An 18685-nucleotide genomic window follows, 5' to 3' on the forward strand; every position below is an offset into this window, starting at 1 on the left:
GACGTTGTTTTCCCGCTTTGAACACTGGACGGATCCACTGCCGGATATAGAACCATCTCCGCCGCCCAAAGGGCTCTATGCTTTTTGCCGCCACTACACCAAAGGTTTCGAGCGACCGCTGATATTGATGTCAATATTGACCGCAATTCTGGCCATGCTGGAAGTGTCGCTGTTTGGCTTTATGGGGCAGTTGGTTGATTGGCTGGTAGACAAGGATCCACAAACCCTGCTGCAGGATGAAGGACTCAAGTTACTCGGCATGACCTTGCTGGTACTCGTGCTCTTGCCTGTACTCATCTTGCTGCACGCCTTGATTGTCTACCAAAGTCTGCTGGGCAACTATCCGATGGCTATCCGCTGGCTGGCGCACAAATACCTGTTGAAACAGAGTGTTTCCTTCTATCAGGACGACTTTGCCGGCCGCATTGCCACCAAGGTGATGCAAACCTCTCTGGCGGTGCGGGAAACCGTGATGAAACTCTTGGACGTGCTGGTCTACATAATGGTGTATTTCACCTCCATGTTGGTGATGATAGCCAGTGCCGATATGCGCTTGATGCTGCCCATGTTGGCATGGCTTGCCATCTATATCGGCCTGCAGTGGTATTTCGTGCCCAAGCTGAAAGCCGTGTCTACCGAGCAGGCCGATGCCCGCTCAACCATGACGGGTCGAATCGTCGACAGCTACACCAATATTGCCACGGTCAAACTCTTCTCCCACACCCAACAGGAAGCCGAATACGCTCAGTCGAGCATGAAAACCTTCCTGGATACCGTGCACCGGCAGATGCGTCTGGTCACCGGAATTAACGTCAGTGTGCAGCTACTGAACTATTTCCTGGCCTTTAGCGTGGCAGCCGTATCCATCTGGCTCTGGAGCGACAGTGCCATCAGTGTCGGCGCCATAGCGATTGCCGTCAGCCTGGCTCTGCGCCTCAACGGCATGTCGCAATGGATAATGTGGGAAATCAGCTCACTGTTTGAAAATATAGGGACAGTGGCCGATGGTATGAGCACCCTGTCCAAACCCACCCGCATTCTGGATGCTGAAGACGCCAAAGCCATTTTGGTTGAGCAAGGGCAAATCGATTTCGATAAGGTCAGCTTTCACTATGGAGAACAGAGCGGCGTGCTGGAAGGCCTGGATTTACAGATCAAGCCAGGTGAAAAAGTCGGACTGGTGGGTCGCTCGGGTGCCGGTAAGTCCACCTTGGTCAATCTGCTGATGCGTTTTCATGATGTGGAAAAGGGAAAAATTCTGATAGATGGTCAGGATATACGTAAAGTCACCCAGGATTCGCTGCGCTCACAGATAGGCATGGTGACTCAGGATACCTCCTTGCTGCACAGATCCATCAGAGAAAATATTCTTTATGGTCGTCCCGATGCCACGGAAGAGGAACTGGAGCAGGCTATCATTAAGGCCCAGGCCAGTGAGTTTATCGCCTCTTTGACAGATCCGTCGGGAAATACCGGGCTGGATGCCCAGGTGGGTGAACGGGGTGTCAAATTATCCGGCGGTCAAAGGCAGCGTATTGCCATCGCCAGAGTGCTATTGAAAGATGCGCCAATCCTGATCCTGGATGAAGCCACCTCGGCACTCGACTCGGAAGTGGAAGCGGCAATTCAGGAAAGCCTCTATCAACTGATGGAAGGAAAAACCGTTATCGCTATCGCTCACAGGCTATCAACCATAGCCGCTATGGATAGATTGATAGTGCTGGATCAGGGCAAAGTCGTCGAACAAGGCAGCCATCAGGAACTGATCCGCAGCAAAGGGATTTACGCCCAGCTGTGGGCCCACCAAACAGGCGGTTTTATTGGTGTAGACTAAAATATCTATATACCGCCCTGCTTTTCAGCATAGAACAACATTCCAGGAAGCCATCGCGGCTTCCTGTTTTTTTAGCCTTCCATGTAAAGAGACACTTACCTTGACTAACAGTGACTTGCTTACTCGAGTAGCGACTTTTTACTCAAGTAGTAACTCGGCGGGTATCCGGGCAAAACAATCTGGCGTATCGGTAGTGAAGCCTGAGCCTGATAAGAGCAGTTAATAAGATCTGCATTTTGGGGCCATGTCTCGATACATGGTTGGACAAATACTCTAACAATCAATCCATTCGGGGTTAGAGCGTGCTGTTTTGATAGGAAGCAAACGTTAAAGGACAGATAACAAAAAACCACCCTGAGGTGGTTAGTGTTTCTCTTGAAGGAGAATCTTTGGTGGAGCTAGACGGGATCGAACCGTCGACCTCTTGCATGCCATGCAAGCGCTCTCCCAGCTGAGCTATAGCCCCGAAATTCTGTCAAAAACAAAATCTCTTGGAAAATGTGGCATCCCCTAGGGGATTCGAACCCCTGTTACCGCCGTGAAAGGGCGGTGTCCTAGGCCTCTAGACGAAGGGGACCCCGGACTCACTGTTTAACCTCTGTGATAAGAGTATTTGGTGGAGCTAGACGGGATCGAACCGTCGACCTCTTGCATGCCATGCAAGCGCTCTCCCAGCTGAGCTATAGCCCCGAAATTCTGTCAAAAACAAAATCTCTCGGAAAATGTGGCATCCCCTAGGGGATTCGAACCCCTGTTACCGCCGTGAAAGGGCGGTGTCCTAGGCCTCTAGACGAAGGGGACCCCGGACTCACGTTTTAGACTCTGTGAAAGGAGTACAGGTTTTGCGAAACACTGCAAAATGTGGCATCCCCTAGGGGATTCGAACCCCTGTTACCGCCGTGAAAGGGCGGTGTCCTAGGCCTCTAGACGAAGGGGACCCTGGACTCACTGTTTAACCTCTGTGATAAGAGTATTTGGTGGAGCTAGACGGGATCGAACCGTCGACCTCTTGCATGCCATGCAAGCGCTCTCCCAGCTGAGCTATAGCCCCGAAATTCTGTCAAAAACAAAATCTCTCGAAAAATGTGGCATCCCCTAGGGGATTCGAACCCCTGTTACCGCCGTGAAAGGGCGGTGTCCTAGGCCTCTAGACGAAGGGGACCCCGGACTCACGTTTTAGACTCTGTGAAAGGAGTACAGGTTTTGCGAAACACTGCAAAATGTGGCATCCCTTAGCGGATTCGAACCACGGTTACCGCCGATTCTCTCCCCAAGGAAAGTGGGCGGTGTCCTAGGCCTCTAGGCTAAACCAACCCCGGACTCACTGTTTAACCTCTGTGATAAGAGTACAGGTTTTACTAAACACTGCGAAAATGGCATCCCCTAGGGGATTCGAACCCCTGTTACCGCCGTGAAAGGGCGGTGTCCTAGGCCTCTAGACGAAGGGGACCCCGGACTCACTGTTTAACCTCTGTGATAAGAGTACAGGTTTTACTAAACACTGCGAAAATGGCATCCCCTAGGGGATTCGAACCCCTGTTACCGCCGTGAAAGGGCGGTGTCCTAGGCCTCTAGACGAAGGGGACCCCGGACTTAAGCATTTAAACTCGGCTTAAAAAGAGCTTATTGAGAGAAGTTGGTGGAGCTAGACGGGATCGAACCGTCGACCTCTTGCATGCCATGCAAGCGCTCTCCCAGCTGAGCTATAGCCCCAAGCTATCTCTCATTACATTTGAGTGTACTGCCAGCAACTTGCTGCCCTGTGTCTCAACTGCGAGGCGCATTCTATGCAGCACACCCAAATGTGTCAACGCCTTTTTTAGGAATTTATTCTGGCTGCTACAAATTCAACCGCTTTGGAGATTCTTTGCTCGCAACGAGCTTTCCCAATGAGAAATAAGGTTAAATCCAGAGCAGGAGATTGGCCCGCACCTGTCACGGCAACCCGCAAAGGCATGCCGACTTTACCCATTCCCACCTCCAGTTCGGCCGCAGTTGACTCAATGGCATTGTGAATCGCTTCCACGGTCCACTCAGGCAAAGCTGCCAACTTCTGCTGCACCAGTTGCAAGGGTTCCAATGCTACCCCACGCAAGTGCTTCTTGGCCTGTGCTTCATCAAACGCCTCGAAGTCTTCATAGAAGTAACGGCTGGAGGTAGCCATCTCTTTGAGTGTCTTGCTACGCTCTGCCAATGCAGTAACGATTTCAGTCAGTGCCGGGCCATTACTGGTATCTATCTGCTGATCACGCATGTGCCATTCGAGGAAACCGGCCACATATTCTGGATCCAGCGACTTCATATAGTGCTGGTTCAACCAAATCAGCTTTTCGGTATTGAATGCCGAAGCCGCCTTGTTGATATCGTCCAATTTGAAGAACTGCTTCATCTCCTCCAGAGAGAAGATCTCCTGATCGCCATGAGACCAGCCCAAACGCACCAGATAGTTCAGCAAGGCTTCCGGCAGATAACCGTCATCACGATACTGCATTACGCTCACTGCGCCGTGACGCTTGGAAAGCTTGGCACCATCGTCACCCAGGATCATGGATACGTGGGCATACTCAGGGACAGGTGCACCCAGGGCCTTGAGAATGTTGATCTGTCTCGGGGTGTTATTGATATGGTCTTCACCGCGAACCACGCAAGTGATACCCATATCCCAGTCATCAACCACCACACAGAAGTTATAAGTAGGAGTACCGTCGCTGCGGGCAATGATTAGGTCATCCAGTTCTTCGTTGGCAATTTCAATCCGGCCGCGAACATGATCATCAAAAACCACGCTGCCTTCCTGTGGGTTTTTGAAACGCACTACATAAGGTTCATCTGTATCACGGGGAGCGGCATCACGGCAGCAGCCATCATACTTCTGGCGTTCACCCTTGGCGGCCTGCTCTTCACGCAGAGCTTCAATGCGCTCACGAGAGCAATAACACTTGTAAGCCGTGCCCTCTTTTAACATCTGAGCGATGATCTCGTTGTAACGATCGAAGCGTTTGGTCTGATAGTAAGGACCTTCGTCCCAATTCAGGCCCAACCATTCCATCCCTTCCAGAATGGCATCAACCGCCTCCTGAGTAGAACGCTCAAGATCCGTATCTTCGATACGCAGCACAAACTCGCCATTATTGGCACGAGCGTGCAACCAGGAGTATAGAGCCGTACGGGCACCGCCCACATGAAGAAAGCCGGTAGGGCTGGGAGCAAAACGCGTCTTGGTGGTCATAATTGAACACTAACCTTAAGAATAAACGCCTGCCAGGCAGGCAAATGAAAAGTGTGCATATTCTAGCAGCCTAACCCTACAGGGGAAAAGAGCTCTGGCCGACAGTCACAAGATAGATATTGCGGCCCTGAATTGCCCTGCCGAGCCATATCCAGGGTAAGACACACCCGGATAGCGCCTCAGGCTGTAATACCAGCGCTTCTTTCACGCTGGCTAAATTTTCAACTACGCTTCAGGAAAGCATCTTTTTTGTGGAACAGAGGCTATGACAGGAATCAGTCAATCGGCTTCCCTCGCCAGCATTGCGGCCTATTTGAAGCACGCCAACGACTATGACGAGCAAACGGCGCAAAAAGAAGCCAGAGAAGTGATGCATAACCTGGTGACTATGCGTCAGAAAGGCTTTATTACCGGCTGGTACTTTGACGAGCAGGGGCACCTGGAGCTACTGCCCAGTGACGCCGTGCTCAAGCGCATAGATCCCCCCAAGTAAATCAAAGTCGCAATAGGCGGTTTTCCACCCAAAGTCGACAACACCGTGAGCAAGATCTCACCCAAACAGCAAAAAGGCGTGACGGACATCAAATAAACTACACTTTAGCAACCAATGAGTTACAAAAAAGTAATCAAGTTGGCGCACTACTTGCCTTACCCAATACAGACCTTAGGGAAAGTCGGCTGTATTCCCGCTGGAGATACGCACTTTGGGGTACGTATTTTTCAATAACTCAAGAGCATATAAAAAGGACACATCATGAGTGCATTCAATCCATCCAAACTCTTTACCCAGCCACTGAAAACCCTTGCCAAAGTGACAGCTTTGGCCGGCGCATTGGCGAGCTTCTCGGTTCTGGCAGAACCGGTAGAGATTAAGTTTTCCCACGTTGTGGCAGAAAACACCCCCAAGGGCCAGATGGCACTGAAGTTCAAGGCCTTGGTCGAAGAACGCCTGCCGGGTGAATATCAGGTCAGTGTGTTCCCCAACTCACAACTCTTCGGAGACAACAATGAACTGGCCGCACTGCTGCTCAACGATGTGCAGTTGGTTGCGCCATCACTTTCCAAGTTCGAGCGTTACACCAAAAAACTGCAGCTGTTCGATCTGCCGTTTTTGTTCAAAGACATGGCCGCTGTCGACAAGTTCCAGCAGAGTGAAGCCGGGCAAAAGCTGCTGAACTCCATGAAGCGAAAAGGCGTTGTTGGCCTCGGTTATCTGCACAATGGTATGAAGCAGTTCTCTGCCAATGAGCCGCTGCTTTTGCCCAAGGACGCCAGCGGCAAAAAATTCCGGGTTATGGCCTCTGACGTGCTGGCGGCCCAGTTTGCCGCCGTTGATGCAACTGCAGTGAAAAAGCCCTTCTCCGAGGTGTTCACCTTGTTGCAAACCCGCGCCATAGATGGTCAGGAAAACACCTGGTCCAATATCTACTCCAAAAAATTCTTCGAGGTGCAGAGCCATATCACCGAAAGTAACCATGGTGTGCTCGACTACATGGTGGTGACCTCCAACACGTTCTGGAAGAGTCTGCCCGGCGATAAGCGGAAAATCATCAAGGAAGCGCTCGATGAAGCCATTGCCTATGGCAACAAGATTGCCGGTGACAAGAATGACCAGGACCGCCAGTTGATCATCGACTCCAAACGCTCTTTGGTAGTTGAGCTCACCCCAGAGCAACGCCAGGCCTGGGTTGATGCAATGAAGCCGGTATGGGCCAAATTTGAAGACCAAATCGGCAAAGACGTGATAGATGCCGCCGTGGCCGCCAACCAGTAAGTCAGTATGGGGGCTCCGGCCCCCGCAATTTCTGCGGAGAGCAATATGATTTCACGCGCCTTGGGCTACTTTGAGGAAGGCTTTCTCAACTTATTGATCACCCTGATGACGGTACTTGTCTTTGTCGAAGTCGTTGCCCGCTTCTTTTTCAATACAGGGTTTCTCTGGATGCAGGAGCTGACCTTGACCCTCTGTGGTTGGTTTGTCCTCTTTGGCATGTCATACGGCGTTAAAGTCGGTGCCCATATAGGTGTCGATGCCTTCGTCAAAAAGCTTCCCAGGACAGGCCGCAAATACGCCGCCATGCTGGCTGCTGTCATCTGTTTGATCTATTGCGGCCTGTTCCTTAAAGGCAGCTGGGATTATCTCAGCCAGATGTATCAGATTGGGATACCCATGGAAGATATCGACTTCCCCCATGCCCTGGTTGCCAAACTGGACCCCGACTTTGCCTGGGAAACCTTGCGCATAGATGTGGAAGATCCGGCAGTACCGCTGTGGATCTCCCAAAGCATTCTGATTATCGGTTTTGCCATGTTGACCTGGCGTTTCATTGAACTGTTTTTTGCCATTCTGACCAACCGCTCACAAGGATTCAGCTTCCACGATGAAGCCAAGGAAAGCATGCACCTGGCAGACGAAAACGAAGCCGGCGAAGACAAAAACAACTCCAAGCATGAGTAGGTAACGCCATGACAATAGCTACCCTCTTTATCGTCTTATTTGTTTGTATGCTGCTCGGCATGCCCATTGCCATTGCACTGGGTTTCTCCAGCATGCTGACTATTTTACTGTTTTCCAACGATTCGCTGGCCTCTGTGGCCCTGAAACTCTATGAGTCCACTTCAGAGCACTACACTTTGCTGGCGATCCCTTTCTTTATTCTGTCCTCGGCCTTTCTCTCCACCGGCGGCGTCGCCAGGCGGATCATCGACTTCGCCATGGACAGTGTCGGCCATATCCGCGGCGGTTTGGCCATGGCCTCGGTCATGGCCTGTATGCTGTTTGCCGCCGTCTCCGGCTCTTCTCCGGCCACAGTGGCAGCTATCGGCTCCATAGTTATCGTCGGCATGATCCGCGCCGGATATCCGGAAAAATTTGCCGCCGGGGTTATTACCACCTCAGGTACCCTGGGAATACTGATCCCACCATCGATTGTGATGCTGGTTTATTCGGCCGCTACCGAAGTGTCCGCGGCGCGGATGTTTATGGCCGGGCTGATCCCTGGGTTACTGGCGGGGATGCTGATCATGCTGGCCATCTATATAGTGGCCCGTATCAAGGGACTACCTTCCCTGCCCTTCCCCGGCATTCGCAAGCTCTCTATCTCAACGGCCAAGGCGCTGGGTGGCCTGATGCTGATTGTCATAGTGCTGGGTTCCATTTACGGCGGGGTCGCCAGCCCCACGGAAGCCTCGGCGGTCGCCTGTATCTATGCCTATTTCATTGCCGTCTTCGGCTATCGCGATATCGGGCCACTGAAAAATGTCGCCTGGCGCAATCCTGGTGAGTCTATAGTTAAAGCCATAGGCCGCAATCTGGGATACAGCTTACTGGGGTTACTCAAGACACCGGCCGACAGAGAGATACGCGCCGTCGTCAGGGATGGCGCCAAAGTCAGCATTATGCTGCTGTTTATCATAGGCAACGCCATGCTGTTCGCCCATGTATTGACCACAGAGCGGATCCCTCACATGATTGCCGAAAACATAGTCGGCATGGGCCTGCCGGCCTGGGGCTTTCTCATCATAGTCAACCTGTTGTTGCTGGCCGCAGGTAACTTTATGGAGCCATCAGCCATTTTGCTTATTATGGCGCCCATCCTCTTCCCCATCGCCACCCAGTTGGGGATCGACCCCATTCACCTTGGGATCATCATGGTGGTCAATATGGAGATAGGAATGCTGACGCCGCCGGTGGGGCTTAATCTGTTTGTGACCTCGGGGATCACAGGCAAGAGCATAGGTTGGGTAATCCATGCCTGCCTGCCTTGGCTGCTGCTGTTACTGGGGTTCCTTATTCTGATCACCTATGTTCCTGAAGTATCTCTGTTCCTGCCTGAGTATCTGGATTCGCTGCGGGGCTTTTAATCCTTGAAATCATCAGGGCTATCGGCGAGTCTAAGACTCGCCGATTTCTTACGCCGGAACTACACCGAATAACGCCGGGACAATAAGATGCCGCTCAACAACAAGACCCGAAAGCGCCTGCTTATCACCACCATGCTGGTGACGGGTCTGTTTATTACCCTCAAACTGACCTACTGGTACCATCTGGATAAGGGATTCACCCAATACCAGGCCCTGGCAGACAAACAGCTCAGCGAAGTCATAAGCTTTATTGAAGGCGCACTCATTCGCTATGAGAGTATTCCCCATGTGCTGTCCACCAACCCCATGCTGGCCCGGGTAATCAAGAGTAGCGCAGACAAGAGCGAAATCAGCAAAATCAACAAATACTTTGAAGAGATACAGCATGTCACCGAAGCCTCTGATATCTATCTGCTCAATAGCCAAGGGGATGCTATTGCCGCCAGTAACTGGCAGCAAGCCTATTCGTTTATCGGTCAGAATTATGCCTTTCGCCCCTACTACACAGAAGCCATAGCCGGCAGGCTGGGCAGCTATTACGCCGTCGGCACCTCGTCCAACACCAGGGGGTTTTATTTCTCCTACCCGATTTACGATCAGGGTAGAGTACTCGGTGTCATAGTGGTCAAGGTCGATATTGCCGATATTGAAGAGCAGATGACGGGGCTGGCCAAGGCGGGCCAGTATGAACTGGCCATCAGCGGTGAGGATGAAGTCATCTTTCTGGCCAGTATTGCCAATTGGCGCCTGAGGTCACTGCAACCCTTGGCTGCGGAAAGGTTACAGCAGATAACCCTTAGCCGCCGTTATGCCGACCGTAAGCTGCAGGAACTCAGGATAGATCCGCCCTACCGGCAGGAAACACCCGCCCACAGGACACTATATCGGATAGAAAACGATCAGGGCCAGGCCCAATATCTGGATACTCGCAATGAAATGACCAAGGTAGGCTGGTATGTGCATGTGCTGACACCTGTTGCACCTTTGTATCGTTCACTGCCCCCTGTGATGTTGCTGTCCGCCAGTATTTTTCTGTTGCTGGCATTGGGGCTGCTGTTCAGTCTCGAGCGGCGCCGTAACCTAAGACGCATGCGCCAAGCCCAGAGCCAGCTGGAACATAGGGTCAAAGAACGTACCCGGGAGTTGGAAGATGCCAACACCCAACTGAAACAAACCCAGGATGAACTGATCCAGGCCGCCAAGCTGACTGTCATCGGCAGTCTGTCTGCCAGCATCAACCATGAAATCAATCAACCATTGGCGGCGCTGCGCAGTTATGCCCAAAACACTCAAACCTTTCTTGGTCGGGGCATGCATGACAAGGCACAGGAAAACCTGGTCACCATCATCAGCCTGACCGACCGCTTGGCGGAAATAGTTGCCCAGTTCAAGAGCTTCACCCGCAAGAGCCAGGGCCAGGACAAGCCCACCAGTATCAATGAAACCGTGCAGGAGGCGCTGACCATAGTGCATCCGGAAATCGACAAGCAGGGGGTCCGGCTCGAACTGCAGCTCCCGGGTAAGCCCTGGTGCTTCTACGGCGATAAAATACGCCTGCAACAGGTACTGGTGAACCTTATCAGCAACGCCATAGTCGCCATGCAACGAGTCGATGAGCGTTTGTTGACTATCAGCATCAGCGTAGAAGAGATGCTGTGTATCCGTATTCAGGATTCCGGCCCCGGCGTCAACGAAAGCCAGATGGAGAAAATTTTCGAACCCTATTTTACCACCAGCCAACGACAGGGATTGGGTCTGGGACTCTCCATCTCCCGCCGAATTGTCGAGTCCATGCAGGGCTCCATCAGCGTCGCCAACGCCGCCGAAGGTGGCGCTGTATTTCAGATCCTGTTGCCTCTGTACCACGGCGAGGAAACCCAATGAGCGAACAAGAATACACAGTCCTGATCCTGGACGACGAACCCCATATAGGCACAGTGCTGAGCCAGTTATTTGAACTCGAAGGCATCAGTGCCAAAGCATCGACCCAACCGAAAGAGATCTTGCGCCACCTCAGCCGCGAATGGATGGGAGTGGTCATTACCGATGTCAACATGCCCGGCATGGACGGCATCAGTGTCATGCAGCAAATCAAACAGCTGGATGCCGATCTACCGGTGATACTGATCACCGGCTTTGGCGATATCGCCATGGCGGTCAGCGCCGTTAAACAGGGCGCCTATGACTTTCTGGAAAAACCCTTCAACAACGAGCATATTCTGGATGTCGTCAAGCGGGCACTGGACAAGCGCAGCCTGACGCTGGAGAACCGCAAGCTCAAGCAGGAGCTGGAATCCCAGAGCCTGCCAGGCCCCAGGATCCTCGGCAACAGTCCGGGCATCCGTCAGATGCGCCATCTCATCCACCAGGTGCTGGATACTCCGGCCGATATCCTGATCGAGGGTGAAACCGGCACTGGCAAAGAGTTGGTTGCCCGTTACCTGCACGATCACAGCCCCAGACACGGCGCCAACTTTGTCGCCATCAACTGTGGCGCTATCCCGGAAAACATCATAGAGAGTGAGCTGTTCGGTGCAGAAGCAGGAGCCTTTACCGGCGCCGACAAGACCCGGATTGGCAAATTTGAGTACGCCAACGGCGGTACCCTGTTCCTCGATGAAATTGAAAGCACACCTATGGCATTGCAGGTCAAGTTGCTGCGTGTACTGGAAGACAGGAGAGTCGAGCGTCTGGGCTCCAATAAATCCATAGCGCTGGATATCAGGGTGATTGCCGCGACCAAGGTCGACCTCAAAGAACTGTGCCGCCAGGGCAGCTTTCGCGAAGATCTCTTCTATCGTCTCAATCTGGTGACTGTAGCCATTCCGCCGCTGAGGGAGCGACGGGAAGATATTCCCTTGCTGTTTCTGCACTTTGCCCGTATTGCTTCGGCCCGCTACCACAAGGCGCTGATTGCCCTTGGCGGTGAACAGCAGGCCCGTCTCAGTACCCATGAATGGCCCGGCAATGTGCGCGAATTGAGAAATCTGGCGGAACGTTATGTTCTGCTTGGCGCCGAGGCAGCCTTTGCCGGCGCCATAGGCAGCAGTGACAGCCTGCAAAGCGGCATGTCACTGACTCAAAGGGTGGAGTTTTTCGAAAGACTGCTGATTGAAGAAGCCCTGGCGCACAACAAGGGCTCCATCAAGCTGACCATGGAACAGTTGGAGCTACCGCGCAAGACCCTCTACGACAAGATGCGCAAATATGGTCTTGAGCGTAAAGATTACCTCAACGATGCCCCCTGAGGCGTATCCATCTCCTGGCTGAGCGGCTGTTTTTGCCGCCAGCCAAGACGCCAAACCGCCAGCGATGTCAAAAACAGCAAAACCATGGAGCCCATCACCACGCCCTGCCACTCGTCCCGCTGCCAGAACAGCATCAAAAAAGGGCCTCCCATTGCGGCGCCAAGGTAATAGCAGCACAGATACAATGAAGTGGCCTTAGCCCTGTGGCTGCTGGCGCGCATGGCCACAAAGGAGTTACAGCAACTGTGGGTAATAAAGAAACCGCAGGAGGTAAGCAAAAAGCCTACGCAAATCCACACCTGGGTATCCAGCAGAGTCAGCAGACTGCCGCACAACATCAGCAGCAAGGAAATTCTGAACAGAGGCAACTGCCCATGGCGGGCAATCCACCTGGCGGTGTAATAAGACGCCAGTGTGCCGCTTGAGTAGCAGAGGAAAATCAGTGTCGCCTCAAACCGGCTCCAATCATAAGGCGGTGCCATCAAGTGCAACTGAATAAAGCTGTACTGGTTGACCATCATCATAAATGCCAGCCCACCAATAAGGTAAGCCAGTCGCATCTGACTATCCTTGAGGTGATGTACAAAGCCCCGTAGGTCTTCACTGCCACCACGCCAGAAACGCCACTGTTTCGGCAGCCGTTCTCGCTTGGCGGCGCTGACGGCATTGGGCAGTAAATAGCTGACCAGTGCCACCCCAAACAGACTCACCGCCAGCAGCAGCCACATGGCATCCTGCCATAATAGATGTTGCGACATCAGCCCGCCAAACAGCCGACCGATAATGCCACCGAAACTGTTGGCGGTAATGTAAACCGCCGCGGCCTTGAGCATGGTCTCAGGTCTGAGTTGCTCCTTGAAATAAGCCATGGCGATGGCCGGTACAGCCGCCAGCAATATCCCCTGAAGCAACCTCACCGCCACCAGTGCATTGAAATCTTTAACAAATACCAACAAGATATTGGACAGCGCCAGGGCCCAGAGGCTGATAACTATCGGCTTGTGACGGCCAATCCTGTCCGAGACTATGGCATAGCCAAGCAAGGAAAACGCCAGCGTAAAGCTGGTGACAGACAGTACCAGAGTCGACTTGGCCGCCGTTACCTGAAAATGCTCGGCAATCAAGGGCAGCATCCCCTGCATCAAATACAGATTGATATAAACCACCACTGATGCCACGCACAGTGCCCAAATCAAACGGGTATCACGCGCATGCCGGCCAACGGCTTCGACCTTAGTCACTCCGACCTCTTAAATTAGCAAAGAATTCACTACAACAAGGTTAGCACCGGGCAATACATAACAATAATAGATAAATAATATCGATTTCATCAATTTTTGTTATGCTTGGAAAACTTCCTCAAGATTATCCGCAAGAGTAAGGCGAGACGTGGACATCAGACAACTAAAACACCTGGATAACCTGGTTAAGTACGGCAGTTTTACCCGAGCTGCAGAGAAGCTGAATTTGGCCCAACCCGCCCTCAGTCAGAGTATCAAGCGGCTGGAGCAATCTCTCGGCGTCACTCTGGTCGACCGTAGTGGCAGCCGCCAGGAAAGCGGCATTCGCCTCACTGCCGAAGGGCTGGCGCTGCATCAACATGCGGTATTGATCCTCAAACAGCTGAGTCAGGCAGAGGCCCATATCCGGGCCATGGCCGAGCTGGCCAAGGGCGAAGTGCGAATTGCCGTGCCCGGTATGTTGGGCTCTTTCTACCTGCCGTCACGGGTGATGGCTTTTCGCCATCAGTATCCGGATTTGAAGCTGTCTCTGTTTGAGGGAGGCACCCGCGATGCCCTGAGGATGCTGGAGCAGGAAGAGGTGGATATAGCGATTATCACGGCCCAGGATCTCAAGCCTGAGTTCGAGTCCTGTCTGTTAATTAGAGAGCAGATGGTGGTAGCTTCAAGCCCTGAACACCCCTTGGCCACAAATGAGGCCGTAACGCTGGAGCAGTTTTTCGCCCATGAGTTAGTGATGTTCAAACCCGGTTATTTTCATCGTGAATGGATGCTGAGCCGAGCCAGAGAGCTGCAACTCGAGCCTAGGATCGCCTTTGAAACCAACCTGATAAACCTGATAAAACAGATTGTAAGTCAAGGGTTTGCCGTCACCAGTGTGTTGGAAATGGTGGTCAATGAAAGAGATGACATCATAGCCCTGCCCTTCGCACCTCCTGTACATCTCGACCTGCATATTGCCTGGAAGAAACAGCGCCCGGTAAGCCAGGCCGACCGGGCCTTTGTGGAGTTTTTGCTGGCCAATAAGTAAAAAGGCCGGTGGGATCCGCAACGTAGTTCACTTAAGCGGAGCTGCCTTGTGATTAACAGGATATCGGGTCTTTGATATTTTTACCGCCCTGGGCCGATTTGGCTTAGGGCGTTTGTCTATAAAAAGGATGGACAAGTCTCCTCGCAGACTGTTTAGACGCTTCGGCGTATTACCTGGTGACACCGCTTTGCTCATGACTTTGAGCTGACTTGCGATGAACTGACAAGCGTACTTAAAGCTAATTTCATTGGGCATTCGACCATGCTCTACTGCCGCTTGGCTCGCTTCTCGTCTCACCAAGTTATAACCAAGCAGCAGCCCCCATAACTCTTGATAGACAAGTTCGACTGTCTTACTCCTCAGCACTAACGCATTGTGTTGCATCGAACTTTTTATGTCTCGATACCCTAATTCAATTTCCCATCGCTCGTGGTAAAGCGCCGCGACGGCTCCCGCATCGTACTGCTCTCTGGGAAGAGACGTAAATACGGTTTTTGGCTTACCTTGTACCTGATAAGTCACGGCTCTCACTTGCCATGTTTCAGGTAGGTTAGGATTTTTCTTGCGTGCTTGTGGAGAGACTTTCATTTCGACTCGCATGTCGTCACTCTCTTCATCGTCCAGCAGGGTGTATTTCACCCCTTTCTTCGCCGGTAACAACCAATGTCTGTTAGCACCACTATTTTGGAGAGAAAGAAGCAAGTCTGCTCCATAAAAACCCTTATCCAATAAGGTCACGGAATTATCCGGTAAGGAGTCAATAAAGGGCATAGCAAGAGGAATTTCGCCTCGACGATAAGGGCTTATAGCGGCATCGACAATGACATGAGAGCGAACATTCATCATGGTCACCACCCTTAATACTGGATGAGGCGTCTGTCTGTCGCTGGATGTATTACCCGATCCAAAATGGTCTCTTAGCTCCGGTGTGTCAGCGGTTCGAAAAAGCGCACCATCCACAGCAAAGACTTGCAAACCTTGCCATGTATCCTCAGGGTAACGCTCTAACCCCCACCTATGGCTGCATTGCCTAAACAACCATTCTGGGGCTGCTTTGCCAAGGCGTTGCCTCGCTTGCGTTAAAGCACTTTTTGCTAACAGCTCCTCATTAGCCAACCCCTCGGCACAGACATTCATTCGCCGTGCAACTTCGGCAATCGGTTCGTTGCGGAAAAACGCCATTCCAACAATAAGCCAAAGAACCATATCACTCGGTAAGCGACGTCGACGAATCGTCGCTTTATCGGAAAGTGTTACCGCTTTAGCAATCCACTCGTCAGGAATATGCTCGGAGAAGGTGGTTAGCTGAGCGACATCAACAGGACTCTCTTCAAGAAAGTCGGCAAAGCAGTTTTGAATAGACATAAAAAATCGGAAACCTACAAACAGGTTTCCGATTGTCTCTCATCAGGAGGATCGGTCAACCGATCCTTATCTGATCTACGTTGCGGTGGAACCCGGGCCTTTTTGCGTCTGAGTGGATCATCTCAGTGGATCACATAGGCTCGTGTTTAAGTACCGCCCTATCCAGCTTGACTCTCATCACTTGCGGATCCCGCTTCAGCTTTTCGAGCACAGCCAGGAGATCGCTGCCTTCACTGGCGGCCAACACCATCAGCTGAGTGTCATTTTGCCAATCCAACCTCAGGCCTGAATCGGCAGCAAAGGCCGCGGCATCAACACCAGGCTTGAGTTTGACCACCAGCTTTCCGGTCACTGTCGCAAAAGGCTCGCCGGCCTCTGTCACCAGTTGCTCTCCCTGGCTCAGCCTGCTGGCTTTCTGCACACCTTTGTCTGTCTTGACATAAAAGGTATCCTTCAGTCCGAGGAAGTCGGCTCTATCGCCCTGTTGCTGATACTGCTTGCCGTTATCTTCAAAAGGATTTTTATCATGCGCCATTGCAGGAGCCGCCAAAAGTGTCAGCCCCATGGCCATCATTGCTGTTGAAATCTTCATCTGTTACTCCTTAAGATGCTGCCTTGGCCTTGTGGCCATGAAAACGAATGGACCAGCCCTTCAACATACCGTTACTCTCATTGGGAATACTGATATAACCCTTGTCATATTTGAGGAACTGATATTCACCGCTGTTCACATCTATCAACTTAATGGTCCACACACCTTTGGTGTTTTCACCATAGAAAGCATTTGAGAGCATAGGCGTCTTATCATAGCCTTTGACCAGGTCATCCGGATCGTTGGGATCCATCACGCCCTGATACACCAGGCCATTGAAAGGCGTCATCAACACACTGCGGGTACCTGCCGGAGACACCAACTCAACCGCCAGATCAGGAAGACGCAGATGATCGGCGCTGAGCTCAATCTGCACCGCTTCCACCACCAAATCCTCGGCAACCTCAAGAGAGTCTGAAACCCCGGCAAGACTGGCATCCGGAATCGCCTTATCAAGATCCTTTTCACTGGCAATCCAGTCAGTCAACAGATACTCACCCAAGTCTGCCTTGTAGTCCTTGGCCATAGCTACAGCCGCACTGACATCTACCCTGCCAAAACCATACTCATTGTGGAAATGAAATCCTGCGGCGTTGTCCTGCCAGGCTGAGATAGCCTCATAGACAGGCGCCTTGTCCCCCTCACCGATAGCAACCGTCTTGGCGGGTATATCGGCATCCACCTTGGTGGCAGTCGAAGCCAAGATATGGCGAATATCACGCCAGGAAAGAGAGGGGTTGGCACTCATAATCATGGCGACTGCACCACTGGTATTGGGCGCTGCTGACGATGTTCCGTTCATGGTAGAACGATAGTCACATTCCAGATTGAGTGGATGCAGGCCGCCGTCAAAAGGCGTTGATGGGCGCTCTTCGGTAACCGAACTCCCCTTGTCACAGCCGGCTCTGTCCGTGGTCACAATGGCGGGATCATCCTCACCATATTCCCCACCCGGCGCAGTAACGAACACATTGGAACCTACAGAAGAATAACTTGAGCGCTTACCGGCTGCATTGATTGCCGATACCAGGAGGTTATATACGTTGGCATTGTCGGAGGACATGTTGGCATTATGGAAGGGCAAACCGTGGTTGGGCACTTTGCCTTCTTTTGGCGCACTGAAATAATCACCGGGGATCCAGAAGGTATTGAACGCCTTGTAATATTTGTAGCCATTACCGGCAGACTTGACAAAGATGCTGCCCTTGCCGTCAAAACTGTCTTTGGTAATAGCACCATAGACCTCATTTTCATCTTCATCAAATCCATGGGGGAAAGGCACTGAATAACCATAGCTCTGGTTAAACACCCTGGCATTGTCACTGTAAGCACTGGCACCGTGGGACTTGGCGAAGTTCTCAAAGGTTTGTACGCTCTTGACCTTACCGCTGGGATCCTTATCCAGGAAGTTAAAGCCGATAAGGTTGGCATCGGGGGCAACACCGCGGCCGCCAAGGCCATTCCAACCGGCAGCGGCTATGATCCCACCAACAGAAGTACCGTGCGAAGCACTGTCGGCAAATGGCGTAGGATCGATAGTGCCGGTGATCAGGTTATAGGAGCCGCCTTCAATAACATTGGCCTTGAGATCTGGGTGACTAATCTCCAGACCATCATCTACCACAGCAACAATAACGCCTTTACCGGTAACACCTGAGGCAATAGCATCACTGACATTCATGTCTTCACCGGCCACACCGCGATTCTTGGCAAAGGCATTTTGGCCTGTGTTTTTCAAGTGCCACTGATGCTGATACAAAGGGTCGCCACCGTCGATACGCAATGTCAGCGCTGAGACAGACTCGCTCTTGCCGTCACTGACTTTGAAGCGCACGACTTCTGTGCCTTCCAACGCATCGGTCTGGTAGCTGAAGCTACCCTTGGCCGCATCATTGATGGTCAAAGTCCCTAACTTGACTTCGCCGGGATCCACTAACGAAAAGGTTATCCCTCCTTCGGCATCTCTTCCTTCCAGTTGACCATCCAGGCGTACCGACTGACGAACGTCATAGGTCACATCCTGACTCTCAGGGGCTGTATTAACCGGCTCAGGTGCCTTCTTGTTGTCACTGCCACACCCCGCCAATAAGACTGCGGCTATGCTCAGCGCAATAATCGACTTATGCATACTTCTTTTCCTTTTGATAATAAAACGCCATACCGCCGAAAACAGGTTTTCGGAAGCAAATGTTTAATAGGTATGGCGTATTTTTTATTGTTATAGCTTGGTCAAAATCAAGCATTAACATATGTATCACATGTAACAGCCAATTCAATAAGAG

Annotated in this window: 13 protein-coding genes and 10 tRNA genes; 8 read left to right on the forward strand and 15 right to left on the reverse strand. The window is 52.0% G+C overall.

Annotation, left to right across the window (positions count from 1 at the left end):
* Nucleotides 1–4: 4 nt before the first annotated feature.
* On the forward strand, nucleotides 5–1834 hold the full coding sequence (locus E1N14_RS14295) for an ABC transporter ATP-binding protein (RefSeq protein ID WP_039033819.1): 1830 nt from the start codon (nucleotides 5–7) through the stop codon (nucleotides 1832–1834).
* A 390-nt stretch (nucleotides 1835–2224) separates the two neighbouring features.
* On the opposite strand, the gene E1N14_RS14300 is transcribed toward E1N14_RS14295, so the two are convergent.
* From E1N14_RS14300 to gltX, 11 genes are all read right to left on the reverse strand, one after another.
* A tRNA-Ala gene (locus tag E1N14_RS14300) sits at nucleotides 2225–2300 on the reverse strand.
* A 35-nt stretch (nucleotides 2301–2335) separates the two neighbouring features.
* Nucleotides 2336–2411 (reverse strand) — tRNA-Glu (locus E1N14_RS14305).
* Between the two features lie 37 nt (nucleotides 2412–2448).
* Nucleotides 2449–2524 (reverse strand) — tRNA-Ala (locus tag E1N14_RS14310).
* A gap of 35 nt (nucleotides 2525–2559) precedes the next feature.
* Nucleotides 2560–2635, reverse strand: a tRNA-Glu gene (locus E1N14_RS14315).
* 61 nt (nucleotides 2636–2696) lie between these two features.
* A tRNA-Glu gene (locus E1N14_RS14320) sits at nucleotides 2697–2772 on the reverse strand.
* Between the two features lie 37 nt (nucleotides 2773–2809).
* Nucleotides 2810–2885: transfer RNA gene (locus E1N14_RS14325), tRNA-Ala, on the reverse strand.
* 35 nt (nucleotides 2886–2920) lie between these two features.
* Nucleotides 2921–2996 (reverse strand) — tRNA-Glu (locus E1N14_RS14330).
* 212 nt (nucleotides 2997–3208) lie between these two features.
* A tRNA-Glu gene (locus tag E1N14_RS14335) sits at nucleotides 3209–3284 on the reverse strand.
* Nucleotides 3285–3344: 60 nt separating this feature from the next.
* Nucleotides 3345–3420: transfer RNA gene (locus E1N14_RS14340), tRNA-Glu, on the reverse strand.
* 51 nt (nucleotides 3421–3471) lie between these two features.
* Nucleotides 3472–3547, reverse strand: a tRNA-Ala gene (locus E1N14_RS14345).
* 106 nt (nucleotides 3548–3653) lie between these two features.
* Nucleotides 3654–5063: a glutamate--tRNA ligase gene (gene gltX, locus E1N14_RS14350; protein ID WP_062793993.1), complete on the reverse strand. Its 1410-nt coding sequence runs from the start codon at nucleotides 5061–5063 to the stop codon at nucleotides 3654–3656.
* A gap of 265 nt (nucleotides 5064–5328) precedes the next feature.
* On the opposite strand from gltX, the gene E1N14_RS14355 reads away from it, so the two are divergent.
* The 6 genes from E1N14_RS14355 (at nucleotide 5329) to E1N14_RS14380 (ending at nucleotide 12175) form a co-directional block, all read left to right on the forward strand.
* A complete protein-coding gene (locus E1N14_RS14355) occupies nucleotides 5329–5556 on the forward strand; it encodes a hypothetical protein (RefSeq protein WP_025012079.1) in 228 nt (75 codons plus the stop codon).
* 261 nt (nucleotides 5557–5817) lie between these two features.
* Nucleotides 5818–6837 carry a TRAP transporter substrate-binding protein gene (locus tag E1N14_RS14360; RefSeq protein ID WP_028781275.1) on the forward strand — a complete coding sequence of 340 codons (1020 nt, stop codon included), beginning with the start codon at nucleotides 5818–5820 and terminating at the stop codon, nucleotides 6835–6837.
* Nucleotides 6838–6882: 45 nt separating this feature from the next.
* Nucleotides 6883–7521, forward strand: coding sequence for a TRAP transporter small permease (locus tag E1N14_RS14365; RefSeq protein WP_025012078.1), 639 nt, complete (start codon nucleotides 6883–6885; stop codon nucleotides 7519–7521).
* An 8-nt stretch (nucleotides 7522–7529) separates the two neighbouring features.
* On the forward strand, nucleotides 7530–8927 hold the full coding sequence (locus E1N14_RS14370; protein WP_025012077.1) for a TRAP transporter large permease: 1398 nt from the start codon (nucleotides 7530–7532) through the stop codon (nucleotides 8925–8927).
* 87 nt (nucleotides 8928–9014) lie between these two features.
* Nucleotides 9015–10811, forward strand: coding sequence for a sensor histidine kinase (locus tag E1N14_RS14375; protein ID WP_062793992.1), 1797 nt, complete (start codon nucleotides 9015–9017; stop codon nucleotides 10809–10811).
* Nucleotides 10808–12175: a sigma-54-dependent transcriptional regulator gene (locus E1N14_RS14380; protein WP_062793991.1), complete on the forward strand. Its 1368-nt coding sequence runs from the start codon at nucleotides 10808–10810 to the stop codon at nucleotides 12173–12175. The genes E1N14_RS14375 and E1N14_RS14380 overlap by 4 nt, the downstream gene beginning before the upstream one ends.
* Here E1N14_RS14380 and E1N14_RS14385 read toward each other — a convergent pair.
* The gene (locus E1N14_RS14385; RefSeq protein ID WP_025012076.1) at nucleotides 12154–13416 is read right to left on the reverse strand and encodes an MFS transporter; all 1263 of its coding nucleotides are present in this window, start codon (nucleotides 13414–13416) and stop codon (nucleotides 12154–12156) included. The two genes, E1N14_RS14380 and E1N14_RS14385, sit on opposite strands and share 22 nt — an antisense overlap.
* A gap of 148 nt (nucleotides 13417–13564) precedes the next feature.
* Here E1N14_RS14385 and E1N14_RS14390 point away from each other — a divergent pair, with 148 nt between their 5' ends.
* Nucleotides 13565–14446 carry a LysR family transcriptional regulator gene (locus E1N14_RS14390; RefSeq protein WP_028781271.1) on the forward strand — a complete coding sequence of 294 codons (882 nt, stop codon included), beginning with the start codon at nucleotides 13565–13567 and terminating at the stop codon, nucleotides 14444–14446.
* A 27-nt stretch (nucleotides 14447–14473) separates the two neighbouring features.
* Here E1N14_RS14390 and E1N14_RS14395 read toward each other — a convergent pair whose 3' ends face one another.
* The 3 genes from E1N14_RS14395 to E1N14_RS14405 form a co-directional block, all read right to left on the reverse strand.
* Complete coding sequence (locus tag E1N14_RS14395; RefSeq protein WP_062794030.1) at nucleotides 14474–15811, reverse strand: IS4 family transposase; 1338 nt, start codon at nucleotides 15809–15811, stop codon at nucleotides 14474–14476.
* A 130-nt stretch (nucleotides 15812–15941) separates the two neighbouring features.
* Nucleotides 15942–16403 carry a hypothetical protein gene (locus E1N14_RS14400; protein WP_025010899.1) on the reverse strand — a complete coding sequence of 154 codons (462 nt, stop codon included), beginning with the start codon at nucleotides 16401–16403 and terminating at the stop codon, nucleotides 15942–15944.
* Nucleotides 16404–16413: 10 nt separating this feature from the next.
* Nucleotides 16414–18531 carry a S8 family serine peptidase gene (locus E1N14_RS14405; protein WP_062793923.1) on the reverse strand — a complete coding sequence of 706 codons (2118 nt, stop codon included), beginning with the start codon at nucleotides 18529–18531 and terminating at the stop codon, nucleotides 16414–16416.
* Nucleotides 18532–18685: the final 154 nt, after the last annotated feature.

This window comes from Shewanella algae, assembly GCF_009183365.2.
In the GTDB taxonomy this organism is placed as follows: Bacteria; Pseudomonadota; Gammaproteobacteria; order Enterobacterales; family Shewanellaceae; genus Shewanella; species Shewanella algae.

Excerpts from the sequence above, each read along its gene's own strand:
- E1N14_RS14355 (WP_025012079.1), top strand. The coding sequence starts at position 5,329 with ATGACAGGAATCAGTCAATCGGCTTCCCTCGCCAGCATTGCGGCCTAT.
- E1N14_RS14405 (WP_062793923.1), bottom strand. The coding sequence starts at position 18,531 with ATGCATAAGTCGATTATTGCGCTGAGCATAGCCGCAGTCTTATTGGCG.
- E1N14_RS14370 (WP_025012077.1), top strand. The coding sequence starts at position 7,530 with ATGACAATAGCTACCCTCTTTATCGTCTTATTTGTTTGTATGCTGCTC.
- gltX (WP_062793993.1), bottom strand. The coding sequence starts at position 5,063 with ATGACCACCAAGACGCGTTTTGCTCCCAGCCCTACCGGCTTTCTTCAT.
- E1N14_RS14400 (WP_025010899.1), bottom strand. The coding sequence starts at position 16,403 with ATGAAGATTTCAACAGCAATGATGGCCATGGGGCTGACACTTTTGGCG.
- E1N14_RS14395 (WP_062794030.1), bottom strand. The coding sequence starts at position 15,811 with ATGTCTATTCAAAACTGCTTTGCCGACTTTCTTGAAGAGAGTCCTGTT.
- E1N14_RS14375 (WP_062793992.1), top strand. The coding sequence starts at position 9,015 with ATGCCGCTCAACAACAAGACCCGAAAGCGCCTGCTTATCACCACCATG.
- E1N14_RS14380 (WP_062793991.1), top strand. The coding sequence starts at position 10,808 with ATGAGCGAACAAGAATACACAGTCCTGATCCTGGACGACGAACCCCAT.
- E1N14_RS14360 (WP_028781275.1), top strand. The coding sequence starts at position 5,818 with ATGAGTGCATTCAATCCATCCAAACTCTTTACCCAGCCACTGAAAACC.
- E1N14_RS14365 (WP_025012078.1), top strand. The coding sequence starts at position 6,883 with ATGATTTCACGCGCCTTGGGCTACTTTGAGGAAGGCTTTCTCAACTTA.